This window comes from Streptomyces calidiresistens, from assembly GCF_014141525.1.
Lineage (GTDB): Bacteria > Actinomycetota > Actinomycetes > Streptomycetales > Streptomycetaceae > Streptomyces > Streptomyces calidiresistens.
On the sequence record NZ_VKHS01000062.1, the window covers coordinates 1 to 13,205 of the forward strand.

The following is a 13,205-nucleotide window of genomic DNA, read 5'->3' on the forward strand; positions in this document are numbered from 1 at the left end:
GGGGAGGGGCGGGAGGACGACCCTGCCGCGCGGCGGGCGCGCGAGGAGCGGGAGTTCCACCTCACCTCCGCCGCCGCCCTCCTCCTGGTCACCGGTGTCCTGGCGGTCGACCGGGTGCCCTGGTACGGGTACCTCCTGCTGCTCGTTCTCGCCCTCTGGTACGCCCTCACCGCCGTCCCCCTGGTCCGGGCCCCGGGCACGGGGCGCGACGCCCGCGCCATGGCCTGGCTGGGCGGGGCGGGGACGCTGCTCGTCGTTCTGGTGTTGACCTCCCCCTTCTCCGCCGTGCTGCTGATCGTGCTGTACGCGCACGCCTTCTGGATGCTGCGACGCCTGTGGCTCGCGACCGTGACCGTCGCGGCGGTGACGGCGGCCTGCGGGGCCGCGGTGCTCGTCCACACCCCACCGGACCGGATGGCGACCGTCCTCGTGCTCGGCAGCACGGTCAGCTCCTTCCTCATCGGCAACGAGGTCGGCCGCCTCATCCGGAAGCAGGCGGAACAGGAGCGGGCACGGGCGCGGTTGATCGAGGACCTGCGCGACGCGCGGGCCGAACTGGCGGCGGCGCATCGTCTGGAGGGAGCCATGGTCGAACGCGAGCGGATGAGCCGGGAGATCCACGACACCCTGGCCCAGGGCTTCACCAGTCTGGTCATGCTGGTGCAGGCCGCGGACGCCGCCCTCGACTCCGATCCGGGGCTGGCGCGCCGTCAACTGGAGTTGGCGGAGCGGACGGCACGGGAGAATCTGGCCGAGGCCCGTGCCCTGGTCGCCGCCGGACAACCCGGGGTGCTCGCCGAACACGACCTCGACGCGGTCGTCCGGCGATTGGTGGAACGCCAGTGCGAGGTGACCGGTCTGCGCTGCACCGTCCACACGGAGGCCTTCGAGGACCGCCTGACACCCAATGAACGGATCGTGTTGGTGCGTTCCACCCAGGAGAGCCTGGCCAACATCGGACGTCACGCCGGAGCGGAGAGTGTCACGGTCTCGTTGCGTTCCGACGCGCGCGGCACCGTGTTGGACATCATCGACGACGGACGCGGGTTCGCTCCCGGGAAGACCCGGGGTTTCGGACTCGCGGGCATGCGGGCCCGCATCGCGGAAGTGGGGGGAGAACTCATGGTCACCAGTGCGCCCGGCGCCGGAACGCACGTGCGGGTGGTGATCCCGTGAACCGCCCCCTGCGCGTCCTCGTGGCGGACGACCACCCCGTGGTGAGGGAAGGGCTGCGCGGCATGTTGGCGCCCGAGGAGAGCGTGGAGGTGGTCGGGGAGGCCGCCTCCGGACGCGAGGCCGTCGAGGCCACCACGCGGCTGCGCCCCGACGTGGTCCTGATGGACCTCCGGATGCCCGACCTCGACGGCGCGGGCGCCACCGCCGAGATCGGTCGCGTCGATCCCGGGGTCCGGGTTCTCATCCTGACCACCTACGACTCCGACCGCGACATCGTGCGGGCGGTGGAGGCGGGGGCCGCCGGGTACCTCCTCAAGGACACCCCGCGCCGGAACCTGGTCGCGGCCCTGCACGCCGCGGCCCGGGGGGAGACCGTGCTCGCGCCCCGCATGATGACCCGGCTGGTCGACCACCTGCGGGCACCCCGTGAGGAGGCGCTGACCGCCCGGGAGGTACAGGTCCTGGAACTGGTCGCCCGCGGCTGCGCCAACGCGCAGATCGGTCGGCGGCTCTCGATCGGGGAGGCGACCGTCAAGAGCCACCTGCTCAAGATCTTCTCCAAGCTCGGCGTCTCGGACCGCACGGCGGCGGTGACCACGGCCATGGCCCGCGGCATCCTTCCCCCGATCCACGACTGAACGGCGCGGCGGGAACGGGGGCGCGGCGGGAACGGCGGGTCCCGCGGGGCCCCTCACCAGGTGCCCGAGGACGGCAACCGGACGGGGGCGGTGGGCCGGGGCCGCGGACGGACCGCCGTGGTGCCGGCCAGCCGGAGGTTGTGCGCGGCGTGACAGACCGCCGCCGCGAGGACCCCGCCGAGGGCCGCCGTCAGCGCCAGTACCGCGCCGAAGGCGAGCTGGTAGACGAGGACCCGGCGCCCGTGCCGGGGTACGTGCAGCGAGGCGAAGGCCGGCACGCACACGGCGGCGGCCACCACCGGCGACATGCCGGCGTGGATCAGCGCCCCGGTCGCCACCAGGCGCCAGATCACCTCCTCCGCCGCGGCGCAGGCGGATATCCGCAGGGCACGCGGGGGGAGGCCACGGGTGCGGTGACGCGGGCGTCCCGCCGCGCGAGCCGCCAGCGACGGGATCAGGACGCCGATCACCGCTCCGACACCCACCCAGACGAGGGCGGGGCCGAGGGACCACGGCATCCCGGTGGTCGACGGTACCGACGGCAGGACGCCGGGAAAGCCGGCCGTCACCTCCCCGGGTGCCGCGACCATCCCGGCGACCGCCGCCGCGGCCAGCGCGATGGTGATCGTCCCGTACAGGTCCACGGCACGCCGCCGGAGGGGGTCGGCCCACCGGAGCCGGCCGCCGCCGCGGGCGAACGCCCTCATCGCCCACGGCAGCGCCAGATGGCCCGTGACCAGGAGGAACCAGAGCGCGTACCACACCGTCAGGCTTTCGGCACGCCGAACAGCAGGGCGTAGAGGGGGGCGTCGTCGACACCGTTGTGATCGGGCAGTTCCTCGGTGAGGGCCGAGTCGAAGAAGCCGCCGATGGGGCGGGAGGCCAGGCCGTGACCGGCCGCCACGAGCAGCAGGTTCTGGGCCACGTGGCCCGCTTCCATGAGCGCGAAGCGCAGGGCCCGCTGGCCGTACTTGAACCGTGAACGCCAGAAGGCGGCCGAGATGATCAGGGTCAGGGCGGGCAGTTCGTCGAGGTCCTGTGTGTTCAACGAGGCGTGCAGGGCGCCGGGATCCACGTCACCCAGGTCGGAGAGCGTGCGGCGGAACGGGTCGAAGTGGTAGCGCCCTCCCGTCCGCAGCCCGGGGACCCGGCCCGGGACCACGTGGATGTCCAGCGGATACAGGGCCCCCGCGGAGGGGGCGGGGCGCAGGGAGTGCCCTCCCAGGGACCCGCTGATGCCGTAGGAGCGCACCAGCAGGCCCGCCACCACGGGGAAACCGATCTCGCCCTCGCCGAAACCGACGGTCGTGCTGCGGCGCGCCTCCAGGGCCTCGGCCAGGCCGATCCCCAACGGGGCGGGCTCGGGGAGCGGAACCGTCGGGCGGCCGGGGTGCCGCCGGGTGGACCGCGCCGTCATGGCCCGAATGTGCTCGTTGCGTTCCAGCAGTGCCATACCGGGCAGGTCCCACGGCACGGAGGACGGATACAGCTTGGATGCCTCGAAGTAGTTCTCCGCCGGGTCGTCCCGGCCGGGGATCCCTCCCCGGTAGACGATGTCCACCAGGTTGGACGTGTCGACCCTCTCGTCCGTCACGCCTGTGCCTTCCTCTCCTGCGGCTCCCGCACGTCCCGCGGGACCTTCGCCGAAACGCCCCCGTCCGTCACGGGAACGGATGGGGGAGAGGGTTGAACCCCTCGTCCCCCGGCTCGATCAGACCCAGCTCGACGGGCCTCTCCCGCAGCCGCCGATTGCCCAGGTACCTCCGGGCGTAGCCCGCGTCCAGTGCCTGGAGCTGGGGGGAGAAGACCTTGATCACGTGGCCACCGGCCTCCCGTACGTCGGGCGCGGTGACGTCCACGGCGTACAGGTCCACCGCCGTCCCGCCCGGCGCCCCGCCCCCGGAGAGGAGATCCACCAGCGCGTCCCGCAGTTCACCCGGCGAGTCGGAGGGCAGCGAGGGCATCGACGCCGGTGTCGAACGCAGGGGGGAGGAATCCAGGAAGGCGGTCGCCGGTATCAGGTCGGGCCGTGAGTACAGGGCGATGTGGTCGTCGAAGTCCACCACCGTCTCCTCGAAGTTCCCCCGTGGGTCCACCAGGACTCCCTCCCGGAGCTTGATCGCCGCCCAGGTGCGGGTGTTGACGGCTTCCGCCGTGGCCTTCACGGCGGCCCGTACGGGACTGCCGGAAGCCGCCGCCCCCAGACCCAGCGGCGCGCATCCGGGCTCCCGGTTGCGGACGACCGCCAGGACCACCGGAACACCGCTGAAGACGCTCAGGTCCACCAGCGACACGTCCAGCCCGGTGGGGTGCACGTGGCGCCGGAAGTACTCCCGCAGCTCGGGGTCGGCCTCCACGTCGATCAGCGGCAACGACAGATTCCGGTACCAGGCGAGCATGACGGCGTCCCGCTCCACCAGCTCCAGGATGCCGCCGACCAGGGCCTCGTCGGGAGTGCTTCCGTAGGCCAGGCCGTTGCTGGTGGGGTAGGCGATGGGGTGCCGGTCCATCAGGTCGCCCCGCAGGTAGACCGGTTGGGCGGGGATCCACACGGGGGCCCCGTCGGCCAGCCGTCGGCTCTCCACCCAGGGCAGCGGCGTGTCGGGGGTGAAGGGGACGAACCGGCTGCCCGGGCGTTCGTACTGCCAGTCGGCGAAGGGGGTGAAATCCGCCGGGGAGAGGCAGTGCGACCCGGAGCGGGTCAACTCCCGGTGCGTTCCGTAACGCAGCGCGTCGAAGGGCACCCAGGCCGCGCTGTAGCGTTCCACCGCCTCACCGATCGCCGCCAGACGCGCCTCCACCGGCGAGGTGCCGCCCCCACCGTTGTTGATGTTGCACGCCGTACCCACGAGGGCCCGGGAGTCACAGGCCTCGCTGCCGATGGAGAAGGCGTGCAACTCGTCGGTGTCGCGCACCCGCTCGAAGAGCCGCTGAACGATGCCGACCAGCGGCGAGGCGTAGACGGACATGACGCGTTCCGCGTCCGCGGTCGAGGTCCAGCCGACGGCGGGGGCGGGAGCGAGGGGTTCGATGGCGGTGCTCACGCCCCCGCACCTCCCGGAACCGCTCCGGTGTCGCGCGTCCCGTGGTCGGACTCCCCGCCCGGTTGGTGGGTGGGGGAGTGCGCCGGGTCGTCCGCGGCGGCGAACCAGACCTGTGGGTACCCCCGGCCGGTGGCCGGGGAACAGCTCTCGCACCTCGGCACCCGCAGGACCCGGTGGCGTTCGATGCCGATGCCCTCGGGGCGGGCGGTCACGGTGGTCAACCCGCCCGGAACGGCCTGCCCGCTGTGGTCGTCCAAACCGATGAATTCGAGCACCCGGTCCACGACCAGACCGACCTGCACCGCCCGCAACCCGGGATACCGGGGGGAGGCGTCCGTCATGGGGCCCTCGGCCTCGGCCTCCGACAGGTCCGGGGAGACGGCACGATCCGGGAAAGTGGCGGCACGGCGCAACAGGTAGCAGTGGTAGCAGGCGGACTCGCCGGGGACGATCCAGGGGCCCACCGTCGCGTACTCCCCGTCGAAGGGGGTGACGGCCAGCCACGGCCGGCCCCGGCCCTCGGCCAGCGAGCGCTCGTTCCACTCCACGAGGCGCGGATCGCGTTCGTGGGTTCCCGGGACCACGGTCACCGCGGCCTCCTGCCCGTCCTCCGGGTCCAGCAGGACGGCGCCCGCCTCCTTCAGCGCGTCGCGCAGCCGGTCGGCCCACGGGCCGGTCCCCAGTACCCGCACCGCCCGGGTGCGCAACCGCTCCGCGACCACGGAGCGTTCCACCGCGTCCGCCCCCCGCTGCCACAGCCCCATCACCACGGGGCCGGGGGGTTCCTCGGTGCTCTCCAGCTCCACCAGCAGACCGGCGGTCACCAACTGGGCCATCAGCTGTTCGAAGCGGGCCAGTTGCCGCGGGTCCACCGTCTGCGGATCGATGTCGATGAGTCCTTCCACCGCGTTGCCCAACAACGCGGTGACGAACGGGCGGATGCCCGCGCCCGAGCAGCGGGAGACCAATCCGCCCCTGCGCACCAGGAGATCATCGCCCCGGCCGAGCAGGCGCGCCTCGGTGTTCACCAACCACCTGCGATGTCCCTCCCCGGAGGGGAACACCGCGCCGTTGGAATCCCGGGTCCGATCGGTTCGATCCGTGGTGGTCACTGTTCCACGCCTTCCTTCGTCCCTGTGTTCCGTCTCCGCCGACCCCGTGCCCGGCGTTCCGACCGTCGTGCGGGAGGCGGCCGTCAACCGGAGACGGCGATGCTCGAGCGGGCCGCCGTCACCAGGTAATCCGCGAGCGCCGCCGGGGGCCTTCCCAGCGCGTGTTCGAGCACCGGGGAGAGGGCCCGGCACGGCTCGGAGGTGGTCCACACCATGTAGCCCGCGCGCTCGGCCGCGTACCGGGGGTCGAATCCCACCTGCTCCATCGCCTCGGCGAGGGTGCCCTCGTCGAGTTGCACGTACGGCACGGGGCGGCCGTGAACCTCCTCCAACATCTCGCAGGCGGAGGGGAGGGACACCACCGCCGGTCCGGTGACGTCGAAGGCGGACCCCCAGCGGTCGTTCGAGACCAGGACGCGTTCCACGAGGGAGACGACATCGGCCACGGCCACCCAGGGGGCCCCCTCGGGCTGCCAGGCGGTGTACAGCGCTCCCGCGGTCTCGTAACGGGTGCTCCAGGCGAGCTCCTCACCGAAGGCGGCGCACCGCAGGACACACCACCGTTCCGTCTCCCCGATCAGGGCGGCCTCCCGGCCGGCCACCTCGGCCGCGAAGGAGCCCCCGGGTGCCCGGTCGCCGGCCGGCACCGAGAGCACGATCCACGGAATTCCCGGGAATTGGGCGGGAGACGGCGGCCCGCCCCCCTCGGCTTCGTGGAAGCACCCGTCCACCAGGATCGCGTCCGCTTCCGCGGGGGATTCCACCGCGTCGAGGATCGGGGACCGTCGGATCGCGTCCGCCACCGCACCGCGCAGGGCCGTCCGCAGCCCGAAACAATGAATTCTGATCTTCTCCGCGTTCTCCGCGTTCACGAGGACACCTTTTCCAGAGCTTCCGGGTGGGGAAGGGGGTTTTCCCCGGCACGTGAATCTTCGGGTCGGTTTCGGCTGATGACTATCCCCAACCGACATTCCCCGCGGCAACGAACTTCCGGTGGGTCTCCTGTCATCCCTTGGGGTGACTTGCTCCTCCCGGGACGCGCATTTAGGTTTGCCTCGCATGCGACGAGCCGAACAGCGGCGGCATCCTGCCCGGCCGAAGGGGAGACCGACTTTCCGGGGGACCCCGGGGCCTCCCCCGGGTCGGCGTCGTGTCCGTCGCTTTCGGGCCCTCGCGGGGCCGTTTCGAGCCCGGGAAGCCCCGCGCGGGACCGGGCATCCACCGCTCCCTACAGGACAACGAAGGAGAACACGATGAGCGAACTCCTCAACGAGACCCCCGAGGTCGAGGTCACCGAGTACGGTGAGTCCGCCTCCTACTTCGAGCCGGTCGCCGCCGCCTGCAGCAGCATCATCTGCTGCTGCTGCAGCTGATTCGTCGGCGCCGGGACGCACCGCGTCCCGGTAGGTGAGGCGCGCGGGCGGGGGAGCCGGAAACGACTCCCCCGCCCGTGTCGGCCGGGAGCCCGGGCGAGGGAAATCGTGCGCGTACTTTTCGTGACCACGGCAATAAAATCGCACTTCATGTTGATGGTGCCGACGGCCTGGGCTCTTCGGGCCGCCGGCCACGATGTTCGCATCGCCTCACAACCCAATCTGATGGGAGTCGTCTCCGAATCCGGGTTGACGGGAATCCCGGTGGGGGCGGAACTCGCGATATCGGGTCGCCACCTCGTCGGAGGGCATCGGGCCGGCAGCCGGCTCCCCTACGACATCGGCGAGGATCACCCGGAAAAACTCACCCCGCGCCACGTGCGCACCACCCTGGCGATGTATCCCCGCGGAATCTCCGAGTTGGTGGCCGATCGGCGCATGCTGGACGACCTGGTGGCGGTGGCCCGGGAGTGGCGTCCGGACCTGGTGATCTGGGACGCCATGACCTACACCGGCCCGATCGCCGCCCGGGCCTGTGGCGCCGCGCACGTGCGCTCCCTCTTCGGCCCCGACCACCTCGCCCGGATGCGACGGCTCTTCCTCGAACTCCATCCGGATCCGGGGCCGCACGGGGATCCGCTGCGGGCGTGGCTCGGGGACCGGCTGCGACATCTCGCCGATCCGGCGGCCGCGGTCCCCGGTGTCGAATCCGACTCCGCACCCGGGTCCGGGAACGAGGTCGGCTTCGAGGAGGAGCTGGTGCTCGGCCGGGCCACGATCGATCCGATGCACCCCGCGCTCCGGGTCACCGGGGACACCACCTACCTCCCCACGCGGTTCATTCCCTACGGCGGCCGGATGACCGTCCCCCACTCCCTGCCGGTGCCCTCCCGCCGACCCCTGATCTGCGTCACCCTGGGCACCTCGGCCCGTGACCTCGGTCTGCCGACCCCCCCGCTGGACCGATTGCTGAGGGCCGCGGCCGATACGGGGGCCGGCGTGATCGCCACCGCTCCCCCCGGGGTGATCGCCGACCTCGGCCCGCTGCCGGAACACGTCCGGGTCGTGGAGCACATCCCCCTGGACGCGGTGCTTCCGCACTGCGCCGCGGTCGTCCACCATTTCGGCGCCGGCACCCTCCACACCGCCCTGGTGCACGGGGTGCCCCAACTGCGGGTCTCCGACGGGGTGAACCTGTGGGGGGAACCGGAGATGGCCCGCCGGCTCGTCGCCCGGGGCGCCGCGCTGGACGCGGCGGAGGAGCTCACCCCCGGGGCGTTGACCGACGACCTCACCCGTCTCCTGGAGGACCCCTCCTTCGCGACGAACGCCGCGGTGTTGCGGGAGGAGGCCCTGGCCCAACCCACACCACACGACCTGGTCCCGGCCCTGGAGGACCTGGCGCGCACCCGCGACCGAGTCCCCGGCGCCGTGCCGATCCCCCCACCGCGCACGGCGCGAACGACTCCGCCGCGGTGAGCCGTCGCCATCGACCCCGGACGAGAGGCTTTCCATGTCAGGTCTTTTCCGCTGTCGAGTCTGCGGTGGCGGGGCACGCGAGTTCCTCGACCTCGGTCGACAACCGCTCTCCGACGCCTTCGTGGACCCCGCCGCGCCCGGTGAGGAGTTCTTCTTCCGGCTCGCCGTCGGAGCCTGTGCCGAGTGCTCCATGGTCCAACTGGCCGAGGAGGTGCCGAGGGAGAGCATGTTCCACGAGGGGTACCCCTATCTCTCCTCCGGCTCCACCGTCATGCGGGAGCACTTCCGCTCACTGGCGGAGCGCCTGCTGAAGACCGAACTGACCGGCGTGGATCCCTTCGTGGTGGAAATGGGCTGCAACGACGGGGTGATGCTCTCCACCCTCGCCGCCGCGGGCGTCCGGCACCTGGGGGTGGAGCCCTCCGGAGGGGTCGCCGCCCGGGCGGAGTCCCGGGGAGTGCGGGTGCGCAGGGACTTCTTCGACGAGGACTGCGCGGCGGCGATCCGGGACGCCGAGGGACCCGCCGATGTCGTCTACGCCGCCAACACGATGTGCCACATCCCCTACCTGGACTCGGTTTTCCGGGGTGTCGACACCCTTCTCGCACCCGGCGGCATCCTCGTCTTCGAGGACCCCTACCTGGGCGACATCCTCGCCAAAACCTCCTTCGACCAGATCTACGACGAGCACTTCTACCTCTTCTCGGCGACCTCCGTGGCCGCCGCCGCCGAGCGCTTCGGCCTGGAACTGGTCGACGTGGAGCGCCTCCCCGTGCACGGCGGCGAGGTGCGCTACACCCTCGCCCGGGCCGGTGCCCGGCGCCCCGGACCCGCCGTCGGACGCCTTCTCGCCGAGGAACGCGAGCGCGGCCTGACCCACCCCGGGACCCTGGAGGCCTTCGCGCGGGCGGTGGCCCGCGTCCGCGAGGACCTGGTGGCACTCCTGCGCCGGGCGCGCCGGGACGGGCAGCGGGTGATGGGCTACGGAGCCACCGCCAAGAGCGCGACCCTCCTCAACCACTGCGGCATCGGACCCGATCTGGTCCCGGCGATCTGTGACACCACTCCCGCCAAACAGGGTCGGCTCACCCCCGGGTCCCGTATCCCGGTCGTCCCGCCGACGGCCTTCGGTCCCCCCTACCCCGACCTCGCGTTGCTGCTGGCGTGGAACCACGCGGGGGAGATCGCCGCGAAGGAGGAGGAGTTCCGCCGGGCGGGCGGACGCTGGATCCACTACGTCCCGGCGGTGCGGATCGACTGACATCCCCCTCAGCGAACGGCCCGAAAGGAAGCGAAGCCGGTGCCCGAACCCGATCTGTATCTCGACCTCATGAAAAAGGTGCTCACCAACACCGTCTACGAGGACGCGCCCGTCGCCAGTGTCGTCTCCCGCGGTACCGCCTACGACCCGGACCTGCGGGAACGCGGCGGGGACTGGCCGGCGGTGGCGCACACCATGGTGGGTTTGCGGCGGCTGGACGACGTGCACGCCTGCCTGGAGCGGGTGGTGGCCGACGGCGTTCCCGGCGATTTCGTGGAGACCGGGGTCTGGCGCGGCGGGGTGTGCATCTTCGCCCGCGCCTTCCTCGCGGCCCGCGGCATCACCGATCGCCTGGTGTGGGTCGCGGATTCCTTCGAGGGCATCCCGCCCACCTCCGACTGCCGGCACCCGGTGGACCGCCTCATGAGGTTGGACGCGTCCAACGAGGTGCTCGCCGTTTCCCGCAAGCAGGTCGAGCGCAACTTCGAGAAGTACGACCTGTTGGACGACCGGGTGCGTTTCATCGAGGGGTGGTTCCACGAGACGCTGCCCACCGCTCCGGTGGAACGCATCGCGGTGCTGCGTCTGGACGGTGACCTGTACGAGTCCACCATGACCGCGCTGGAGCACCTGTACCCCAAACTCTCCCCCGGCGGTTACCTCATCGTGGACGACTACGGCGCGGTCCCCTCCTGCCGTGACGCGGTGCACGAGTACCGCGAGCGCCACGGCATCACCGAGCCCATCCACCGGGTCGACCACATGGCCGTTCACTGGCGACGGGGTGGATGACCGCCGTCGCGCCTCCGCTCGTCCCCCGTCGCACCACCCATTCCACGACATCCGGGATAGTCCGGGAGAACGGGGTTGTTCCATGAAGGCACTCGTCCTCGCGGGCGGAACCGGCAGCAGGTTGCGCCCCATCACCCTCTCCGCCGCCAAACAGCTCATCCCGGTGGCCAACAAGCCGGTCCTCTTCTACGCGCTGGAGTCCCTCGTGGCCGCCGGGGTCACCGACATCGGGATGATCGTGGGCGACACCGCCGACGAGATCCGTGCCGCGGTGGGAGACGGCGGGGACTTCGGCGCCCGGGTCACCTACATCCACCAGGAGCGTCCCCTCGGCCTGGCGCACGCCGTGCTGGTGGCCCGCCCCTGGTTGGGGGAGGAGGACTTCGTCATGTACCTGGGGGACAACTTCCTCTTCGGCAGGCTGGACGGACACCTGGAGCGGTTCCGGGCCGACCGCCCGGCAGCCGGACTGCTGCTCACCCGGGTGGACAACCCCGGGGCGTTCGGGGTCGCCCGGGTGGACCCCGGGGGTCGGGTGCTGCGGCTGGAGGAGAAGCCACGGCGACCGGAGAGCGACCTCGCCCTCGTCGGGGTCTACCTGTTCACCCCGGAGATCCACGAGGCCGCGCGGGCCATCCGGCCCGCCGGGAGCGGGGAACTGGAGATCACCGACGCCATCCAGTGGCTCATCGACCGCGGGCGTCGGGTGGACTCGACGGTGATCAGTGGTTACTGGAAGGACACCGGAACCCTGGACGACCTCCTGGAGGTCAACCGATCGGTCCTGGAGGGCGTCCGACCCCGTGTGGAGGGCGAGGTGGACGATGACAGCGAGATCGTGGGACGGGTGCGGATCGACCCCGGGGCCCGGGTGGTGCGCTCCCGCGTCGTCGGACCGGTGGTGATCGGCCCGGGAAGCACGATCAGCGATTCCTACGTCGGACCGTTCACGTCCATCGCCGAGGGATGCCGATTGGAGGACGCCGAGATCGAGTTCTCGATCGTTCTGGCCGGAGCGGGTATCCGGGGTGTCGGACGGGTGGAGAAGTCCCTGATCGGCAAGGAGGCCCGGGTGGAGCGGGCCGAGAACCCGCCCAAGGCCCACCGGTTGCTCCTGGGGGACCACAGCCGGGTACGGATCGCGCCATGAGGGTGCTGATCACCGGTGGAGCGGGGTTCATCGGCTCCTGCTACGCGCGTATGCTCCTCGATCCGGCGCACCCCCTGTCACCGATCCGGCCGGTGGAGCGGGTCACGGTGCTGGACGCCCTCACCTACGCCGGGAACCGGGCCAACGTGGCGGCGGTCGCCGGGGACGGCCGTTTCGCGTTCGTCCGGGGGGACATCCGCGACCGGGAGCTGGTGCGGGCCCTGGTGGCCGACCACGACGTCGTCGCGCACTTCGCGGCCGAGACCCACGTGGACCGCTCCATCGCCTCCGGGGCCGTCTTCGTGGACACCAACGTCACCGGCACCCAGAGCCTCCTGGAGGCCCTGCTGCGGTATCCGCGGGTGCGGTTGCTGCACGTGTCCACCGACGAGGTCTACGGCCCCGTCCCCGAGGGACGGGCCACCGAGGACGCACCGCTGGCCCCCACCTCCCCCTACGCCGCGTCCAAGGCCGCCTCGGACCTCCTGGTGCTCGCCCACCACCGGACCCACGGGCTCGATGTGCGCGTCACCCGCTGCTCCAACAACTACGGGCCCCACCAGTACCCGGAGAAGATCATCCCGCTGTTCACCACCCGTCTGTTGGCGGGCAGGAGCGTGCCGTTGTACGGCACGGGTGAACACCGACGGGACTGGCTCCACGTGGAGGACCACTGCCGCGCCCTGCACCGGGTTCTGGAAGCGGGGGTCCCCGGACGCGTCTACAACATCGCGAGCGGTACGGAGTGGAGCAATCGCGAACTCACCGCCCGGCTGCTGGCCGCCTGCGGGGCGGGACCCGAACGGGTGCGGACCGTTCGCGACCGCCCCGGACACGACGTGCGCTACGCGGTCGACACCCGTCGCATCCGCGGGGAGTTGGGGTGGGAACCCGAGTGGGACCCCGAGGAGGGACTGCGCCTGACGGTCGCCTGGTACCGGGAGCACCGCGACCGGTGGGCCCCCGAACCGCTGGGGTCGGCGCGGTGAGGGCGGCGCGCACGGGCCGCGTCCGGCCCGGCCGGCGTCCCCGCCGGACCGGGCCGGGGGGCGGCTCAGACGGGCGCGGGGCCCCGGTCGCCGGTCGCCGCGCGCAACCGGCGCAGGGCGAGTTCGGCGTAGAGCCGGGCGCCGTCCCCCAGGACGGAGTCGTCGAACCGGGCGGCGGGGGAGTGGTTGGG

The 13,205-nt window shown here is 72.0% G+C and carries 12 protein-coding genes; 7 read left to right on the forward strand and 5 right to left on the reverse strand.

Going from position 1 to position 13,205, the window contains the following annotated elements; translation table 11 throughout:
• Both FOE67_RS05015 and FOE67_RS05020 read left to right on the forward strand, forming a co-directional pair.
• Nucleotides 1-1,176, forward strand: a 1,176-nt coding sequence (locus tag FOE67_RS05015) for a sensor histidine kinase (protein WP_182660831.1), incomplete at its 5' end; no start/stop codon positions are given.
• Entirely contained in the window at nt 1,173-1,814 is a 642-nt protein-coding gene (locus FOE67_RS05020) for a response regulator (RefSeq protein WP_323384247.1), read from the forward strand. The genes FOE67_RS05015 and FOE67_RS05020, both read left to right, overlap by 4 nt.
• Before the next feature lie 53 nt (nt 1,815-1,867).
• Here the strand turns inward: FOE67_RS05020 and FOE67_RS05025 are convergent, their stop codons facing one another.
• From FOE67_RS05025 to FOE67_RS05045, 5 genes are all read right to left on the reverse strand, one after another.
• Nucleotides 1,868-2,578: a CPBP family glutamic-type intramembrane protease gene (locus FOE67_RS05025; protein ID WP_182660833.1), complete on the reverse strand. Its 711-nt coding sequence runs from the start codon at nt 2,576-2,578 to the stop codon at nt 1,868-1,870.
• A 2-nt stretch (nt 2,579-2,580) separates the two neighbouring features.
• The gene (locus tag FOE67_RS05030; RefSeq protein ID WP_182660835.1) at nt 2,581-3,408 is read right to left on the reverse strand and encodes a SagB/ThcOx family dehydrogenase; all 828 of its coding nucleotides are present in this window, start codon (nt 3,406-3,408) and stop codon (nt 2,581-2,583) included.
• Between the two features lie 67 nt (nt 3,409-3,475).
• On the reverse strand, nt 3,476-4,858 hold the full coding sequence (locus tag FOE67_RS05035; RefSeq protein ID WP_182660837.1) for a YcaO-like family protein: 1,383 nt from the start codon (nt 4,856-4,858) through the stop codon (nt 3,476-3,478).
• A complete protein-coding gene (locus tag FOE67_RS05040) occupies nt 4,855-5,970 on the reverse strand; it encodes a TOMM precursor leader peptide-binding protein (protein WP_323384248.1) in 1,116 nt (371 codons plus the stop codon). The genes FOE67_RS05035 and FOE67_RS05040 overlap by 4 nt, the downstream gene beginning before the upstream one ends.
• Before the next feature lie 83 nt (nt 5,971-6,053).
• Nucleotides 6,054-6,842 (reverse strand): Rossmann-fold NAD(P)-binding domain-containing protein, encoded by a 789-nt coding sequence (locus tag FOE67_RS05045; protein WP_228473560.1) that lies wholly within the window; start codon nt 6,840-6,842, stop codon nt 6,054-6,056.
• A 651-nt stretch (nt 6,843-7,493) separates the two neighbouring features.
• On the opposite strand from FOE67_RS05045, the gene FOE67_RS05050 reads away from it, so the two are divergent.
• The 5 genes from FOE67_RS05050 to rfbB all read left to right on the forward strand — a co-directional run bounded on the left by FOE67_RS05050 (nt 7,494) and on the right by rfbB (nt 13,014).
• The gene (locus FOE67_RS05050; RefSeq protein ID WP_228473556.1) at nt 7,494-8,822 is read left to right on the forward strand and encodes a nucleotide disphospho-sugar-binding domain-containing protein; all 1,329 of its coding nucleotides are present in this window, start codon (nt 7,494-7,496) and stop codon (nt 8,820-8,822) included.
• Between the two features lie 34 nt (nt 8,823-8,856).
• The gene (locus FOE67_RS05055; RefSeq protein ID WP_182660841.1) at nt 8,857-10,083 is read left to right on the forward strand and encodes a class I SAM-dependent methyltransferase; all 1,227 of its coding nucleotides are present in this window, start codon (nt 8,857-8,859) and stop codon (nt 10,081-10,083) included.
• 39 nt (nt 10,084-10,122) lie between these two features.
• Nucleotides 10,123-10,875, forward strand: a complete 753-nt coding sequence (locus FOE67_RS05060) for a TylF/MycF family methyltransferase (RefSeq protein ID WP_323384250.1) — start codon at nt 10,123-10,125, stop codon at nt 10,873-10,875.
• An 82-nt stretch (nt 10,876-10,957) separates the two neighbouring features.
• Nucleotides 10,958-12,025 (forward strand): glucose-1-phosphate thymidylyltransferase, encoded by a 1,068-nt coding sequence (locus tag FOE67_RS05065; RefSeq protein ID WP_182660843.1) that lies wholly within the window; start codon nt 10,958-10,960, stop codon nt 12,023-12,025.
• A complete protein-coding gene (gene rfbB / locus FOE67_RS05070; RefSeq protein WP_182660845.1) occupies nt 12,022-13,014 on the forward strand; it encodes a dTDP-glucose 4,6-dehydratase in 993 nt (330 codons plus the stop codon). Before FOE67_RS05065 ends, rfbB begins: the two co-directional genes overlap by 4 nt.
• Nucleotides 13,015-13,205: the final 191 nt, after the last annotated feature.